This is a genomic window from Streptomyces sp. NBC_00829, assembly GCF_045161795.1.
GTDB lineage: Bacteria > Actinomycetota > Actinomycetes > Streptomycetales > Streptomycetaceae > Streptomyces.
Genome location: NZ_CP108867.1, coordinates 2,609,183 through 2,624,663 on the forward strand (window position 1 = coordinate 2,609,183; position 15,481 = coordinate 2,624,663).

Below are 15,481 nucleotides of genomic sequence, written 5' to 3' on the forward strand. Positions count from 1 at the left end.
TCGATATCTGCCAGCTGACATGACTCATGGCCGAATGTCAGGGACACGCTAGGTTCGCGCCCGGAAACCGGTGCGCAACGCCCAGCGGACCGCAGATCTTCCGGCCGGAAGAAGGCATTCCCGTTAAAGGTCCGGCCTTGATGTACCGGCCTCGTGGGGTTCGGGGGTGTCCCGTTACCCGATTTTGACACGCCCGCCCCCCTGTTCGGGCTAGTCCGAATGGCAAGATGCCGAAAACACTCAAGGTCGCGACACTCGAAGATGAGTACACGAACCGAAATCTGCAGAAACCTCACCCGCCGGAGGACCTCGACCATGACCGCACGCACCACTCGCCGTACGACCGCCGCCCACTCCCGGATCGCCGCGGTCAGCGCAATCGCGGTCGCCGGCGCACTGCTGCTCACTGCCTGCGGTGACCAGACGAGCTCGGGCTCCGGCACCAAGGAGTCCGGGGGTGCCTCGTCCAGCGCCGCGCTCTTCTCCAAGCTGCCGAAGAAGTACCAGGACGCAAAGGTGATCAAGGTCGGCACCGACGCCGCCTACGCTCCGATGGAGTACGAGGAGGGCGGCAAGATCGTCGGTATCGACCCCGACATCGCCACAGCCCTCGGCAAGGAGCTGGGCGTCACGTTCCAGTTCACCAGCGGCACCTTCGACGGCCTGATCTCGTCGCTGAACACCGGCCGCCAGGACGTCGTCATGTCCGCCATGAGCGACACCAAGGCCCGCCAGGAGGGCCTGGACGACAAGGGCAAGAAGGTCGGCGAGGGCGTCGACTTCGTCGACTACTTCACCTCCGGCGTCTCGCTCCTGGTCAAGAAGGGCAACCCGGACAAGATCCAGTCGCTCGACGACCTGTGCGGCAAGAAGGTCGCCGTCCAGCGCGGCACGATCTACGAGACCACCTTCAAGACCCAGGCCGCCAAGTGCACCAAGGACGGCAAGGGCACGCTCACCATCGAGGCGTTCGACACCGACGCCGAGGCCCAGACCCGTGTGAAGTCCGGCGGCGCCGTCGCGGACCTCAACGACTACCCGGTCGCCGCGCACATCGCGAAGACCGCGGGCGGCGGCAACGACTTCGAGGTCGCGGGCAACCAGACCGACGCCGGCCCGTTCGGCATCGCCGTCGACAAGAACAACGCCCAGCTGCGCGACGCGCTCAAGGAAGCCCTGACTGCGATCATCAAGAGCGGCGAGTACACCAAGGTCCTGGAGAAGTGGGACGTCAAGAACTCCGCCGTCACCGAGGCGACCATCAACGGCGGCAAGTGAGTCCGGGCGTTCCGCCTCAAGCGTTTCACTGAAGGGCAGTCACTGTGACTGACAAGTTCGACAAGACGCCCGCCGACGAGCCCCCCTCGGACTCGGCGGTCGTCAAGGTGGCCGCGCACCCCGAGCAGATCAAGGCCATCCCGGTACGTCACTGGGGTCGCTGGGTCAGCGGTGTCGTGGTCGTGGCCCTGCTCGCCCTGCTCGTCTACTCGTTCTCGCAGGGCGACGTCAACTGGGGCACCGTCGGGGACTTCATCTTCGACGACCGGATCATCACCGGCATGGGCCGCACGCTGCTGATCAGCGTGCTGTCGATGACCATCGGTCTGGTCCTGGGCATCGTCTTCGCGGTCATGAGGCTCTCGAAGAACCCGGTGACGGGTGCGGTGTCCTGGCTGTACATCTGGTTCTTCCGCGGTACCCCGGTCTTCGTGCAGCTGCTGCTGTGGTTCAACCTCGCGCTGATCTTCCCCGTCCTGAACCTCGGGTTCTACAAGGACGAGATGGTCGACGTCATGACGCCGTTCATGGTCGCCCTGCTGGGCCTCGGCCTGAACGAGGGCGCGTACATGGCCGAGATCGTCCGCGCCGGCATCCAGTCGGTCGACGAGGGCCAGACGGAGGCGTCCCACGCGCTGGGCATGTCCAGCAGCAAGACCATGCGGCGGATCGTTCTTCCGCAGGCGATGCGCGTGATCGTGCCGCCGACCGGCAACGAGTTCATCAACCTGCTCAAGACCTCCTCGCTGGTCTCCGCGGTGCAGTACACCGAGCTGCTGCGGGCGGCGCAGAACATCGGCTCCACGTCCTTCGCGGTCATGGAGATGCTGCTGGTGGCTTCGGTCTGGTACCTGGCTCTGACCAGCGTGTTCAGCGTCGGCCAGTACTATGTGGAGAGGTATTACGCGCGTGGTTCGCTGCGCCAGCTGCCGCTCACGCCGTGGCAGAAGGTCCGGAAGAACCTGTCGTTCCTCACGAGCCCCAGGGGGGTGTGACATGACCGCCATGGTGAAGGCCGAGGGCGTACACAAGTCGTACGGTCTGGCCCACGTCCTCAAGGGCATCGACCTGGAGGTCGCTCCGCAGGAGGTGTTCTGCCTGGTCGGCCCGTCCGGCTCCGGCAAGTCCACGTTCCTGCGGTGCATCAACCACCTGGAGCAGATCAACGCCGGCCGGCTCTCAGTCGACGGTCAGCTGGTGGGATACCGGCAGAAGGGCGAAAAGCTCTACGAGCTGAAGGACAGTGAGGTCGCGGCTCAGCGCCGGGACATCGGCATGGTCTTCCAGCGCTTCAACCTGTTCCCGCACATGACCGCGCTGGGGAACGTCATGGAAGCGCCGATACAGGTCCAGGGCGTGTCCAAGGCGGTGGCCAAGGAGCGGGCCGAGCGGCTGCTCGACCGCGTGGGCCTCGGCGACAAGGGCAAGCACTACCCCACCCAGCTCTCCGGCGGCCAGCAGCAGCGCGTGGCGATCGCCCGCGCGCTGGCGATGGAGCCGAAGCTGATGCTCTTCGACGAGCCGACGTCCGCGCTCGACCCCGAGCTGGTGGGTGAGGTCCTCGACGTCATGCGCGGCCTGGCCGAGGACGGCATGACGATGATCGTCGTCACGCACGAGATGGGCTTCGCCCGCGAGGTCGGCGACGCTCTGGTGTTCATGGACGACGGTGTGGTGGTCGAGTCCGGCCACCCGCGTGAGGTCCTGTCGAATCCGCAGCACGACCGTACGAAGTCCTTCCTCTCGAAGGTCCTCTAAGCGGTACGAGCCGGTCAGCGGTAGCCGGGAGGGCGGTACGGACACGGTCCGTACCGCCCTCCCGCGCATCCCTCTCGGGAGACTCGCTAGGGAAGCAGTTCCGGCTGCAGCAGCAGATCGCGGAACTGCCCGCGGGTCAGCGGGGCGGTCTTCATCACAGGACCCAGTGCACCCGCGCCCTCGAAGCCCGTGCTGTCCCGGGCGAACAGCGCCAAGCCATCGGCGAGCGTCAGCTGCCCGGTGAACTCCTCGCCCCAGCGCGGCCGACCGCCCTCCCCGTCGGCGAGCGGTGTTTGCCAGGTCGTGAGCACCCGGCCGTCGGGGAGCTCCTCGCGTACGCAGTCGAGCCGCCGGTACCCCCTCCCGTCGACGCAGGGGTCGCCGGGCCTGCCGCTGCCACCGGTCTCGGCCTCGACGGAGACCCGGCTTCTGACGCTGATGGCGAGATAGCCGACACCCCTGTCCCGGCGTACCGCGTACACGCCGTCGAGCGGGCCGAGGGTCCTCTCCGGACGGCCCGGTGCGAGACCCACCTTGAGGATCGCCGACCGGTCCACCTGCTCGACGAACCCCACGTCGTCGGGCAGGAGCTCGGTGAGCCGGCGGGCCGGGGCGCTGCTCCCGCCACTCTCCGCGGGGGCGGCGACCGAGGACGCGCCCCCGTCTCCCGCCACGATCCCCGGGACGGCCACGGCTCCGGCCGCGACGACGACCGTGAGCGCCGCGGTACCGAGCGCCGCCCTGCGCCGCCACCGCACCCTCGCTGCCTGTGCGTACACGGCCTCCGCGCTGACGGCGGGCGGCCCGGCGTCCTCCACGGCCCGCTCCAGCAGCTCCCTCACGTCGTTCATACGAACTCCTCCCGCACCTCGGCGCGCAGCGCCGCGAGGCCTCGAGCCGCGTGGCTCTTCACTGTGTTCTCCCGCAAGCCGAGAAGTTCGGCGGTGGCCGAGACGCTCAGGTCCTCCCAGTAGCGCAGCACCAGCACGGCGCGCTGCTTCGGAGCGAGCCGGGCGAGCGCCGCTCTGACGACGAGTCCGGTGTCCGCGTCCGCCGGCGGCGTCGGACGGTCGGGCAGGTCGCCGTAGGCGTGCTCATGCCGCCAGAAGCGGCGGCGGGAGGCGATGAAGGTGTTGACCAGGGTCTTGCGCGCGTACGCCTCGACGTTGTCGAGCCGTCGCAGCCGCCGCCGGCCCAGGACGACCTTGACGAGGGTCGTCTGGACCAGGTCCTCGGCCTCGTCGCGGTCGCCGCACAGCAGAAAGGCGCTGCGGAACAGCGCGGTGCGTCTGCCTTCCACGAAGGCGTGCAGCACGGCGTCGGCATCCTCCGTGCCGGCGCCGTTGGCCTTCCGCGTCATCCCCGCCCCTCTCCGGGTCCGCGGATGCGGACCGTCTCACTGTTCCAGTGCGGTGGCGGGCCGCGGAGGTTGCAGTCCGGGGCGGGAACGCATGAAAAAAGCGGTACGGAGATTGTTCTCCGTACCGCCCAGGGGTCCCCCTGCGGGGGCTACTTCACCGCGAGGAGCAGGGTGTCGGAGGGCGAGGCCCACACCGACCGGGCCTCACCGAATCCGGCGGTGCGCAGCGTCTCGGCGTGCCAGCGCACGGACGGCATTTCACCATCGGCGTGCTCGCCGTAGATCTCGTAACGGCGGGCCGTCGGCTCGGCCAGTACCGGGTCCTTGGCGGCCAGGGCCCACCAATCGGACCAGTCGAGCGCGCCGGCGGCCTTGGCGCGGTCCATCTGCGCGTGCCGGTGGGCGCGCTCGGCGGCATTGATGCGCGGGGTGTCAAGGTCGATCATGTGGTCGGCGTTCATGAAGACACCGTCGTCGCGCACGAGCCCGGCGATCTGCCCGTACAGGGCGGCGAGTGGTCCGCTGCGCAGCCAGTGGAGGGCGGTTGCGGTGAGGACCACGTCGTATGAGTCGTGGGGGAGCTGTGCCACCCAGTCGGGGTCCCCCAGGTCGGCGGTGAGGAAGGTGACGCGGTCGTCGCCCTCGAAGGAGCCCCGGGCGATGGTCAACAGAGCGGGATCCAGGTCGACCCCCGTGCTGGTGGCCTTCGGGAACCGGCGGAGGAGCCGGTCCGTGATACTTCCCGTACCGCACGCGAGATCCAGTACCCGCGGTTCGGGGCCAACCAGGGCCTCGACCATGTCCAGCATCACCCGGAACCGCTCCTCGCGGTCGGGCATGTACCACTCCTGCTGACGGTCCCAGCTCTCCTGCCAGGCTCGCCAGTCGGCTCCCAGTACCGTCCCTGCTTCCGTCTCCGCCACCTGAAACCCCCGTCCGTAATACCCTCGAAGCACCATCAGCCGTTACACCGACAATAGACCGCCGCCGTAAGGACTACAAGTGGAACTGGCCCATTACTCGGACCACGCCGTGCGCCTGGTCAACACCGAGGAGCCGGCCCGCAGCAAGGACTCCCTCGTCTCCGTCGAGGCCGTCCGGGAACTCTTCGGCGCATCCGCCCAGGCCGCGCGTCGCGCCACGGACGCGGACGTCACGCGCTTCCGGTCCGTACGGACCCGGCTGCGCGCGATCTTCACCGCCGCCGACGAGGGCGACGAGACCCAGGCGGTCGACCTGCTCAATTCACTGCTTCTGGAGTTCCCGGTCAGCCCGCAGATCTCGGGCCACGACCACCGCGACGAGGACGGCCGCCCCAAGTGGCACATGCACCTCGCCGACCACCCCTCCAACGCGACGTCGGGATACGCGGCGATCGCCGCGATGGGTCTCGCCTTCCATCTGACCGAGTACGGCGTCGACAGGCTCGGCCTGTGCCAGGCACCGCCGTGCCGCAACGCCTATCTCGACACATCGACAAACCGTTCCCGCCGCTACTGCTCGGACCGCTGCGCGACCCGCGCCAATGTGGCCGCCTACCGCGCCCGCAAGCGCCTGGAGACGGACCGGTCGGACAGCACGGGCCTCACCGCCGAGAACGCCCAGGAGGCGATCCCGCGGACCGATCGCTGATCCCGCGCCCGCGGCCGGTACCGGCCGCGCACCCGCCCGAGAAGCAGCTCATGGGGGACGGTGCCGAACAGCCGGCTGTCCCCCTCGGCCCCCGGGTTGTCGCCGAGCACCCACCAGCCGTCCTCACGCCGCTCGACGAGCCGCTTGACGATCAGCAGATCCTGCTGGAGCGGATGACGCAGCACGGCGACATCGCCGGGCCGCACCTCCGTGCCGTAGTGCACCAGCAGTTGGTCCCCGTGCTTGAGCGTCGGGTACATGGAAGGACCTGTCACCTCGGCGACTCCGAACGGCGCTTTCGGTTCCCGCCCCTGCTCAGTCATCCGCCACCTCCGAGTCCCATCGGTACGTTCGGCCACCGGTCCCATACTGACCCTGGACTTTTGTCCTAAGCCCTAGGGGGCACCCGCAAAAACACGTCTCTCACGGAGTAATGTCCCACCTGAGAAGACGATCACGAGGAAGGACAGCTCAATGCTTTCCCGCCTGTTTGCCCCCAAGGTGAAGGTCAGCGCACACTGCGACCTGCCTTGCGGTGTCTACGACCCGGCCCAGGCCCGTATCGAGGCCGAGTCGGTCAAGGCAGTCCAGGAGAAGTTCCAGGCCAACGAGGACCCGCACTTCCGGGCCCGCGCCACGGTCATCAAGGAGCAGCGTGCCGAGCTCGCCAAGCACCATGTCTCGGTGCTGTGGAGCGACTACTTCAAGCCGCCGCACTTCGAGAAATACCCGGAGCTGCACCAGCTCGTCAACGACACGCTGAAGGCCCTGTCGGCCGCCAAGGCGTCCACGGACCCGGCGACGGGCCAGAAGGCGCTGGACTACATCGCCCAGATCGAGAAGATCTTCTGGGAGACGAAGAAGGCCTGACCTTCCGGGTCGCGTTCTTCGCGCAGGTAGGCAAACAGCAGCACCCGGCATCCGCGCGGAGCCGGGTGCTGTCTGTGTGCGGGGGGCTTTCCGGAGGTGCCGGGTGCGGTCGTTGTGCGCGCCGGCCGGCCCGGGGCGCGTGGCGACGGTGGATCACTGCGTGCCCGGCCCGGCGGCGACCGCCCGTCGGCTGTGCAGCACCACCATGGACGTCACGGCCGCCGCGAGCAGCGCCAGCGCGAGCAGGGCGGGGAGCAGGACGACCAGGGCGCCCGCGGCCATGCAGGCGAGGCCTCCGATGATCAGGACGAGGGACCTGCGGCCGCCGGAGCGGAGCAGGATGGCCGCCGATGCCAGCAGGAACAGGCCGACGCCACCGCTGAGCGCCCAGGCCACCAGCCCGTGCAGCGGCTCCGACAGGTCGTAGTGCCTGCTGTCGGCGACCTGGTGGAGGACCTTCTTCATGCCGAGCGCGGTGAGCACGATCCCGCCGACGAGCGGCAGGTGCAGGAAGGTGTACGCGTCGCGTGCGAACCGGGTGCGTTCATCGCCCTCCAGGGCCGTCAGCCGGTGCTCGGCACCCTCGCTGATCTGCCGGAAGTACAGACGCCACAGGCCGGCGACGACGAGCAGCCCCGCGGCCGTCCCGGCCAGTACGGGCGTGGAGATGGGCAGCGCCGACACCCCTACGCCGATGGCGACGATCGACTCGCCCAGCGCGATGATCACGATCAGGCCGTGCCGTTCGGCGAAGTGGCCGGGGGAGTTGACCCGCCAGCCGGACGAGCCGGTGAGGTAGATCCCGCCGTAGTCGATCACGACCGCGCCGAACCAGATGAGCACCTGTGTGACACCCGTGAAGGCGCTGCCGACCAGGAGCAGCACGAACGGCGGGCCCACGGAGAGCAGTGCCGTCCGGCGCAGCGTGGCATGGAGCGCCTCGTCGCCGGGGCTGGAGATCCAGTACGAGACGAGGTGCAGGATCCTGACCGCGCCGTAGCACAGGACGAACACCAGGGGTGCGTAGAGACCGCCGGGGAGGTCGTGGTAGACCTCGGGCACGGTCAGGGAGACGACCATCACCACGGCCATCACGGCGACCAGGACGGCGAACATCGCCCCGGAGTCGGCCCGCACGACATTGCCCAGCCACGCGAAACAGCACCAGCACCACCACAGCAGAGCGAGCACGACCGCCCCGCCGAGCAGCCGCAGCGCCGACGGGTCGGCGGCCATCAGGGCGGTGACCTGGGTGATCGCATAGACGAACACCAGGTCGAAGAACAGCTCGGCAGGCGTGACCCGGTGACCGCCCTCCGTGGCGATCATCCGGGAACGCTCTCTCCCGCTCGGCACAGCGTCTCCCCCTCCGGAACCAGCACTCGGCCGGCTGATTCCGCGCGGAAGGATACCCACGATCCCTGGCCGGAAAGGGCCTGTTCAGCTTGTGGCGCCGTCACCTGAGCCCGCTCGCTACGCGCACGGTGTCGTGTTTCCGCTTGCACCTGACATCGGCCGCCGCCGTGGCCTTCTCCTGGTCCGTACGCGTCGTGTTACCGCCTTCGCCCCGGCTCCACGCCTTGTCCGTGAGCGCCTTGTCCGGGCCGGGAGTACCGGCCGAAGCCCTGGTCGGCAAGGCGCCGGGACCACGGCCCGGCGGCCTCGGCCCCGCCGTCAGGCGAGCCCGCCGAAGAAGGCGCGGACGTCCCCGGTGAACAGCTCCGGCTGCTCCAGCGGAAGGAAGTTGCCTCCGCGCTCCAGCTCCGACCAGTAGGTGATGTTGTGCTCGCGCTCCGCGAAACGGCGGACGGCGATGTCCGTGGTCAGGGCGACGGCGACGCCGGTCGGGACGGTGCCGCGCTCCTTGGGGGCCCAGGCCGACGGGTCGTGCGCGGCCTCGTAGTAGAGGTTCGCGGAGGAGCCCGCGGTGGCGGTGAACCAGTACAGGCTCACATTGGTGAGCAGATGGTCGCGGCCCACCGCGTCCTCCGGAAGTTCGGACTCCGCGTCCGTCCACTCCTTGAACTTCTCGGTGATCCAGGCGAGTTGTCCGACCGGTGAGTCGTGGAGGGCGTGCGCCAGGGTGTGCGGGCGGGTCGACTGGATGGCGTTGAAGCCCATCATGTCGTCACGGAAGTGCTGGAGCCGGGCCAGGCGCCCCTGTTCGGCCTCGGTCAGGCCCTCGAAGTCCGCCGGGTCGTCGGAGGGGAAGACGATGAAGCCGTTGACATGGATGCCGATGACACGGTCCGGGGTCCGCCGGCCCATCTCGGTGGCGATCCAGGCGCCGCCGCCGGTGCCCTGGAGGCCGTAGCGCTCGTATCCGAGGCGGGACATCAGCTCGGTGTACGCGGCGGCGATCCGGCCGTTGTTCCAGCCGGCGCTGCTGAGGGGGCCGGAGAAGCCGACGCCGGGCGTGCTCGCGACGACGACGTGGAAGTCGCGCGCGAGCGGGGTCATGACCTCGATGTACTCGATGACGGAGGCGGGCCAGTCGTGCATCAGGAGCAGGGGGATCGCGTCCGGGTTGTCGGAGCGCAGGTGCAGGAAGTGGATGTTCTGGCCGTCGATCTCGGTCATGAACTGCGGGAACTCGTTCAGGGCGGCCTCGGCCCTGCGCCAGTCGTAGCCGTCGGCCCAGTACGCCGCCAGGCCCTTGAGGTAGTCGGCGGGCACTCCGCGGCTCCAGCCCGTGCCGGGGACCTCGGCGCCCCAGCGGGTGCGGCGGAGCCGGTCACGGAGGTCGTCGAGGTCGGCCTGCGGGACCTCGATGCGGAAGGGACGGATCTCTGCGTGGGTGCCGCTGTTGGTGTCCATGAGGAAGACAGTAGGGTCCTATTAGGCACGATCAGTTCCTGAATCACGGGCAGGCTCGACTTCATGCTGGAAACCTCCGCACGGCTGCTGCGCCTCCTGTCCCTTCTCCAGACCGCCCGCGAGTGGCCGGGCGCCGAGCTCGCCGAACGGCTCGGCGTGAGCGGTCGCACCGTACGCAACGACATCGACCGGCTGCGGGAGCTCGGCTATCCCGTCGACGCCACCCGCGGCCCCGCGGGCGGCTACCGGCTGGTGGCGGGCACCGCGATGCCGCCGCTGCTGCTCGACGACGAGGAGGCGGTCGCGGTGACGATCGCGCTGCGTACGGTCGCGCAGGGCGCCCTGTCCGGCACGGAGGAGACCTCACTGCGGGCGCTGGCCAAGCTGGAGCAGGTGCTGCCAGCGCGGCTGCGCCGCCGGGTGCGGACTCTGCAGACGTACACCGTGCCGGTGCCGCCGGACCGGCCGCAGCCCGCCCTGGACGCCGATGTGCTCACCACGCTGACCGCCGCCTGCCGGGACCGCGAGGTGCTGCGTTTCGACTACCGTGACCACCGGGGCGCCGCGACCCGCCGCACGGCGGAACCGCACCGGGTCGTGAACTGGGGCCGCCGCTGGTATCTGGTGGCGTGGGACGTCGCGCGCGACGACTGGCGGACCTTCAGGGTCGACCGGATCGAGCCGCGCACGCCGACCGGTCCGCGCTTCACCCCTCGCACGCTGCCCAACGACGGTGACGTGGCCGCGTATGTGGCCCGCAACGTCTCCGCCGCGGCCTGGCGGCATCGCGCGCGCGTCAGGGTGCACGCCCCCGCGGAGGCCGTCGCCGAGCGCATCAACCCGGCGGTGGGGGTGGTGGAGGCGGTCGACGAGTCGACCTGCGTGCTGGACACCGGCGCCGACTCGCTGGAGACGCTCGGCGTCCACCTGGGAATGCTGGGCTACGACTTCGATGTCACCGGTCCCCCCGAACTCCTCGGCCATCTGCGGGAACTGGCCGCGCGCTACGGCCGTTCGACTCCGTGAACGGAGCGCGGCGGCGCACCCGCCCCGGGGCGCGGGGGCGCGTCGGCCACTCCCGCGCTGCCCGGTCCCCGTCGAGCCCGGTCAGGCGGCGGGCGCGTACAGCAGCGGGCTCTTGTGCCGCATCAGCCACTGCCGGTAGGCCGCCGCGCGCAGGGCGGCCTCCCGGTAGGCGGCCTCCAGGTCCGTGTAGACCGCCTCGAACAGCTCCTCGGCGGCCCCGGGTCTGCAGAACAGCAGCAGCCGCACCGCGAGCGGATCACCGCGGAGCGGTCTGATCGCAATGTCCTCGCGCGGTCCGGAGGTCGGCTGGCAGGGAGCCACCGCTTCCCCGATCGCGATCAGTGACGCGGCGGTGAGGTAGTCCCCGTGCAGGACCGGCGGATTGAGACCGGCCGCACCGAGCACCCGGCGCAGTCCGTCCCACTCGCCGTCCACCGTCGGGTCGACCATCCAGCGGTCCTCGGCCAGATCGGCGAGTTCCACGACGGGCGCGGCGGCGGCCGGATGGTCGCGGGCCATGGAGATGAACTGAGGCTCGCGCTCGACCAGTACACGTACCGGCAGGGAGCCCGGCACCCGTAGCGGAAAGCCCTCCACCTCGTGCACGAAGGCGACGTCGAGCTGGCCCGTCGCGACCAGCCTGAGCAACGCGTTGGCGGAGACGTCCATATGCAGCGAGATGTCGGTGCCGGACAGCCGCTGGCGCAGCCTGCGCAGCCAGCCCGCGAGCGCGCGGCTGGCGGTGGAGCCGACCCGCAGCCGGGGGCCGCCCGCGCGGGCGGCAGCGGCCTTGGCCTCGATGACGAGGGCGGCCATTTCGGCCACCAGGGGGCGGGCGCGGCTCAGCACGGAGCGGCCGAAGGGAGTGGGCCGGCAGCCCGTGCGTTCACGCGAGAACAGCTCCGCCCCCAGGGAGTTCTCGATCCGTCGCAGCTGAGTCGTCAGGGAGGGCTGACTGACGCCCAGTTGGCGGGCCGCCTTGTGCAGGCTGCCGGTGTCCGCTATGGCGCACAGCGCACGCAGGTGCCTCACCTCGAGCTCCATGCCCCGAGGGTAGAGCCGCACCAACTGTCACACCAGAAACCCTGGTTGGGGCAGGCTGAATTGACCGGTACATGACGATGCGGTGGTGTTATCGGCCATTGGCATCATCCGCCCGAGGGGCGGTCTCCTCGAAACTCTGCCCTACCGAACCCCGTCCATCGGAGTTCAACGGACGAATAGGAAACCCCCCATGCGTCACCACAGAACGTTACTCTCGGCCGCACTCGGCCTCGGACTCGCCGCCGCGCTGAGCGCCGTACCCGCGACCGCCGCCACCAACACGGGCTCGACCGCCGACTCCCCTCAGGCCGTCGCCGCCCAGCCGTACTCCGCCTACGAAGGCTCCGCCGAGGACGCCAGGGCGACCAAGGCCTTCTTCGACGCCGTCGTGAAGTCGGTCGCCGAGAAGCGCGCCGCGAACCCCGCTGTGCGGGTCGTGACCGTTCGCTACAGCACCGGCAACGCGCCGAGCTTCCGCGGGCAGATATCCCAGAGCACCCAGATCTGGAACAGCTCGGTCAGCAATGTGAAGCTCCAGGAAAGCAGCAGCAGCCCCGACTTCCGGTACTACGAGGGCAATGACTCCCGCGGCTCGTACGCGAGCACCGACGGCCACGGCCGCGGCTACATCTTCCTCGACTACCGGCAGAACCAGCAGTACAACTCCACCCGCGTCACCGCGCACGAGACCGGCCACGTGCTGGGCCTCCCGGACCACTACACGGGTCCGTGCAGCGAGCTGATGTCGGGCGGCGGCCCGGGGACTTCCTGCCAGAACGCGTACCCGAACTCGGCCGAGCGTTCCCGCGTGAACGCCCTGTGGGCCAACGGTCTGGCGGCGGCGATCGCCCGTATCTCCTGACCGTACGAGCAGCCGGGCGCCCCGCCGCACACGTGGTGGGGCGCCCCTGCGCATCTGCGCGCCCAGGGGCTTTCGATCTGCGCGCCCAGGGCCTCTCGTTGGATCTTGCCGGGCTCGCGTGCCGCTCGACGGCGAACAGCCCTCCGCCTGGCACCGCGCACCGATCCGGCCCGATCCAAACGGAAGACCCTACTGTGTGGTCATGACGAGTCCGAGTGAGCGTCCCGAGACGCTGTACGAGGCCGTGGGCGGCGCGGACGCCCTGAGCCAGCTGAGCAACACCTTCTACGAAGCAGTTCTTGCCGATCCTCTGCTCGCCCCTGTCTTTGCCGACTTCACCCCCACCCATATCGAGCATGTGGCCGTCTGGCTCGCCGAGATCTTCGACGGCCCTGCCCGTTTCTCCGGGGAGCTGGGCGGCCATCAGGCTCTGCTCCGCGCCCACCTCGGCCTGTCCATCACCGAGGAACAGCGGGTGCGCTGGATGGAGCTGATGACCGCGGCGGTGGAGGAGGAACTCCCCGACGACGAGTTGCTGCGCCGCCGGGTACTGGAGTACTTCGATTGGGGCACGAAGATCGCCCGGAGTGTCTCGGCGGACCCGCCGGGCACGGACCTCGGCGACCCGGGCCCGACCCCGCGCTGGGGCTGGGACGGGCTGCGCCGGTGACCGGGCGCCAACGGCCGCGATGATCACACGAAAGAGCGGGAGGAAGATCGGGGGACGAGCGAGCGAGAGGGTGAACCCAGGGCGCCTAGGGCTGCGACCTGGCGACGGGACAGCGGGACAGCGGGACAGTAAACGTCGCGCGGCGGGCGGCGGACGGCGAGGCGGTCGCGCGCGGCGGATCAGGCGCCGACCGCCGACCTCAGCCCGAATTCCGCGCCGGGCGGCAACTGTTTGAGAATGCGGCTGAGCGCATTGGCGAAGTCGCCCCCGGCGACCCCGGATTCATAGGCCGTCCCGCCGTAGTGCAGGGTCAGATTGAGATCGGCGCGGTCAGGCAGCCCGCCCTCCCGGGGCTCGCCGAGCGTGAGCAGACAGCTCAGTGTCGCCGGGTGTATCCCGCCGTCGGTGCGGACGGGCAGCGGCATGTCCCATTCGAGCACGCAGGAGGACAGCATCCCGTCCGCACCCACCGGCTCCAGGGCGGCGAACGTCGCCCCTTCGTACTCAACACCCCTGATACGTGTGCGCAGTTGGTGACCGCTCGCGGCGATCGTGACCGCTTCAGCGCCTGTGCGGTCGCGGTACCAGCCCGCCCATACTTCCGTCGACTCCGATGACATGGCGCGGACTGTAGCGGTACGGCACTCTCCGCCGAACAGCCGGGATGCCTCAGGCGGCACCGACCGCTGTGCCGGACCCACTGCCCGACGCTTCTCCGGACCCACCGCCGGGTCCATCGCCCGGGTGCTCGGGCTGCACTCCGGTCGGGGCCCCGGCCGCCGCTCCCCGGTGCTCGGCGCCGGTCTCCCGCACGCCTTCGGCGCACTCGGGACATGAGGGGTTGTGACAGGGGCCGGGCCCCCAGGTGGGGACGAACGCCCCAAGCGTCTTGCGTCGTTTCACGACCGTGCCGACAGGCTGGCCGCACGCCGGGCAGTGGTGCTCGGCCTGCGGGCTGCGGACGGTCTCGCGTCCTTCGCTGCCCATACCTCCAGGATATGGCGGTACGGGCAGTCCCGACAGCCCTATGGACGGTCGCCCCGGGTCTCGGGGCGGCCCTCAGCGGGTGCGGCGGGTGACGAACTCCGCCAGGGCGAGCAGATCACCCGCCGCCGCGAGGTCGGGGACGGCGCGGGCCAGCTCGTGGACGGCCCGGGCCATCCGGTCGGCTGCCTGGAGCTGCGCCCAGTCGCGACCGCCCGCCCGGTCGACGGCCTCGGCCGCCCGGCGCACCGCCACGGCGTTCATGGGGCCGCGGTACAGCTCGGCAAGCTCCGCACCGGCCGCACTGCCCGAGGTCAGCGCCGCGACCACCGGCAGCGACTTCTTGTGGGCCGCCAGATCGGCGCCGACCGGTTTGCCCGTACGGTCGGGGTCCCCCCAGATGCCGATGAGATCGTCGATGAGCTGGAACGCGAGCCCCGCCTCCCGCCCGAACGCGTCCATGGCCGCGGCCTCCTCCTCGCCCGCGCCCGCGTACAGCGCGCCGAGCGCACAGGCGCAGCCCAGCAGCGCGCCCGTCTTGGCGGTCGCCATGGCGAGGCACTCGTCGAGGGAGACCTCATGCGGCGCGCGCTCCTCCAGGGCGCAGTCCGCCTGCTGTCCCGCGCAGAGCTCGATCACACAGGCCGCCAGGCGCGCGGACGCGGCGGCCGAGGCGGGATGCCCGTCCTCGGCGAGCAGCCGCAGCGCGAGGGCGAGCATGGCGTCTCCCGCGATGATCGCGTCCGGGATGCCGAAGACCGTCCAGGCCGTGGGCCGGTGCCTGCGGGTGGGGTCCTCGTCGATCACGTCGTCGTGCAGAAGCGTGAAGTTGTGCGCCAGCTCCACCGCCGCGGCGGCCCGCACCGCGTGCTGCGGGTCGCCGCCGAGCGCCCGGGCCGCCGCCAGGACGAGCGCGGGCCGGATGGCCTTGCCCGCCGATCCCGCGGCCGGGGTTCCGTCGGCGTGCTCCCAGCCGAAGTGGTACATCGCCACACGGCGTATCGAGCCGGGCAACGACTCGACCGTTGCGCGCAGCTGGGGATCGACGGCAACACGGCTGCGTTCGAGGAGGTCGACGGCCTCGCGGGCCTCGACGGCTTCCGACGTGGTCAACCGGGGAGTCCTTTCCTGGCGTTGGAGAAGACGCTCGGCGGCGGGTGGCCGAGCGGTGCGGCGGGGG

General features: G+C 70.1%; 18 protein-coding genes. 8 read left to right on the forward strand and 10 right to left on the reverse strand.

Annotated elements, in window-relative coordinates:
- The first annotated feature begins 315 nt into the window (after positions 1-315).
- The 3 genes from OG293_RS10770 to OG293_RS10780 are packed head-to-tail and all read left to right on the forward strand — an operon-like array spanning position 316 to position 3,036.
- A complete protein-coding gene (locus OG293_RS10770) occupies positions 316-1,278 on the forward strand; it encodes an ABC transporter substrate-binding protein (RefSeq protein ID WP_405998559.1) in 963 nt (320 codons plus the stop codon).
- A gap of 44 nt (positions 1,279-1,322) precedes the next feature.
- Entirely contained in the window at positions 1,323-2,273 is a 951-nt protein-coding gene (locus tag OG293_RS10775; protein WP_405998560.1) for an amino acid ABC transporter permease, read from the forward strand.
- A 1-nt stretch (position 2,274) separates the two neighbouring features.
- On the forward strand, positions 2,275-3,036 hold the full coding sequence (locus OG293_RS10780; protein ID WP_405998561.1) for an amino acid ABC transporter ATP-binding protein: 762 nt from the start codon (positions 2,275-2,277) through the stop codon (positions 3,034-3,036).
- A gap of 86 nt (positions 3,037-3,122) precedes the next feature.
- Here the strand turns inward: OG293_RS10780 and OG293_RS10785 are convergent, their stop codons facing one another.
- From OG293_RS10785 to OG293_RS10795, 3 genes are all read right to left on the reverse strand, one after another.
- On the reverse strand, positions 3,123-3,887 hold the full coding sequence (locus OG293_RS10785; RefSeq protein WP_405998562.1) for a hypothetical protein: 765 nt from the start codon (positions 3,885-3,887) through the stop codon (positions 3,123-3,125).
- Positions 3,884-4,396, reverse strand: a complete 513-nt coding sequence (locus OG293_RS10790) for a SigE family RNA polymerase sigma factor (RefSeq protein WP_405998563.1) — start codon at positions 4,394-4,396, stop codon at positions 3,884-3,886. Before OG293_RS10790 ends, OG293_RS10785 begins: the two co-directional genes overlap by 4 nt.
- A gap of 149 nt (positions 4,397-4,545) precedes the next feature.
- Positions 4,546-5,355 (reverse strand): class I SAM-dependent methyltransferase, encoded by an 810-nt coding sequence (locus tag OG293_RS10795; RefSeq protein ID WP_405998564.1) that lies wholly within the window; start codon positions 5,353-5,355, stop codon positions 4,546-4,548.
- Between the two features lie 43 nt (positions 5,356-5,398).
- On the opposite strand from OG293_RS10795, the gene OG293_RS10800 reads away from it, so the two are divergent.
- Positions 5,399-6,028: a CGNR zinc finger domain-containing protein gene (locus OG293_RS10800; RefSeq protein ID WP_405998565.1), complete on the forward strand. Its 630-nt coding sequence runs from the start codon at positions 5,399-5,401 to the stop codon at positions 6,026-6,028.
- Here OG293_RS10800 and sodX read toward each other — a convergent pair.
- Positions 5,932-6,351 carry a nickel-type superoxide dismutase maturation protease gene (sodX, locus tag OG293_RS10805; RefSeq protein WP_405998566.1) on the reverse strand — a complete coding sequence of 140 codons (420 nt, stop codon included), beginning with the start codon at positions 6,349-6,351 and terminating at the stop codon, positions 5,932-5,934. The genes OG293_RS10800 and sodX overlap by 97 nt on opposite strands.
- 151 nt (positions 6,352-6,502) lie before the next feature.
- On the opposite strand from sodX, the gene sodN reads away from it, so the two are divergent.
- The gene (gene sodN / locus OG293_RS10810; protein ID WP_405998567.1) at positions 6,503-6,898 is read left to right on the forward strand and encodes a superoxide dismutase, Ni; all 396 of its coding nucleotides are present in this window, start codon (positions 6,503-6,505) and stop codon (positions 6,896-6,898) included.
- Positions 6,899-7,051: 153 nt separating this feature from the next.
- Here the strand turns inward: sodN and OG293_RS10815 are convergent, their stop codons facing one another.
- Together OG293_RS10815 and OG293_RS10820 are read right to left on the reverse strand one after the other, a co-directional pair.
- The gene (locus OG293_RS10815; protein WP_405998568.1) at positions 7,052-8,227 is read right to left on the reverse strand and encodes a low temperature requirement protein A; all 1,176 of its coding nucleotides are present in this window, start codon (positions 8,225-8,227) and stop codon (positions 7,052-7,054) included.
- 345 nt (positions 8,228-8,572) lie between these two features.
- The gene (locus OG293_RS10820) at positions 8,573-9,715 is read right to left on the reverse strand and encodes an epoxide hydrolase family protein (protein WP_405998569.1); all 1,143 of its coding nucleotides are present in this window, start codon (positions 9,713-9,715) and stop codon (positions 8,573-8,575) included.
- 63 nt (positions 9,716-9,778) lie between these two features.
- On the opposite strand from OG293_RS10820, the gene OG293_RS10825 reads away from it, so the two are divergent.
- A complete protein-coding gene (locus tag OG293_RS10825; protein ID WP_405998570.1) occupies positions 9,779-10,741 on the forward strand; it encodes a helix-turn-helix transcriptional regulator in 963 nt (320 codons plus the stop codon).
- Between the two features lie 81 nt (positions 10,742-10,822).
- Here the strand turns inward: OG293_RS10825 and OG293_RS10830 are convergent, their stop codons facing one another.
- Entirely contained in the window at positions 10,823-11,785 is a 963-nt protein-coding gene (locus OG293_RS10830) for a LysR family transcriptional regulator (RefSeq protein WP_405998571.1), read from the reverse strand.
- A 190-nt stretch (positions 11,786-11,975) separates the two neighbouring features.
- On the opposite strand from OG293_RS10830, the gene snpA reads away from it, so the two are divergent.
- Both snpA and OG293_RS10840 read left to right on the forward strand, forming a co-directional pair.
- Positions 11,976-12,647 (forward strand): snapalysin, encoded by a 672-nt coding sequence (snpA, locus tag OG293_RS10835; protein ID WP_405998572.1) that lies wholly within the window; start codon positions 11,976-11,978, stop codon positions 12,645-12,647.
- A gap of 202 nt (positions 12,648-12,849) precedes the next feature.
- A complete protein-coding gene (locus tag OG293_RS10840) occupies positions 12,850-13,317 on the forward strand; it encodes a group II truncated hemoglobin (protein ID WP_405998573.1) in 468 nt (155 codons plus the stop codon).
- 179 nt (positions 13,318-13,496) lie between these two features.
- On the opposite strand, the gene OG293_RS10845 is transcribed toward OG293_RS10840, so the two are convergent.
- The 3 genes from OG293_RS10845 to OG293_RS10855 all read right to left on the reverse strand — a co-directional run bounded on the left by OG293_RS10845 (position 13,497) and on the right by OG293_RS10855 (position 15,414).
- On the reverse strand, positions 13,497-13,937 hold the full coding sequence (locus tag OG293_RS10845) for a DUF6304 family protein (RefSeq protein WP_405998574.1): 441 nt from the start codon (positions 13,935-13,937) through the stop codon (positions 13,497-13,499).
- A gap of 49 nt (positions 13,938-13,986) precedes the next feature.
- Positions 13,987-14,304 (reverse strand): hypothetical protein, encoded by a 318-nt coding sequence (locus tag OG293_RS10850; RefSeq protein ID WP_405998575.1) that lies wholly within the window; start codon positions 14,302-14,304, stop codon positions 13,987-13,989.
- Positions 14,305-14,376: 72 nt separating this feature from the next.
- The gene (locus OG293_RS10855) at positions 14,377-15,414 is read right to left on the reverse strand and encodes a family 2 encapsulin nanocompartment cargo protein polyprenyl transferase (RefSeq protein WP_405998576.1); all 1,038 of its coding nucleotides are present in this window, start codon (positions 15,412-15,414) and stop codon (positions 14,377-14,379) included.
- Positions 15,415-15,481 lie beyond the last annotated feature (67 nt).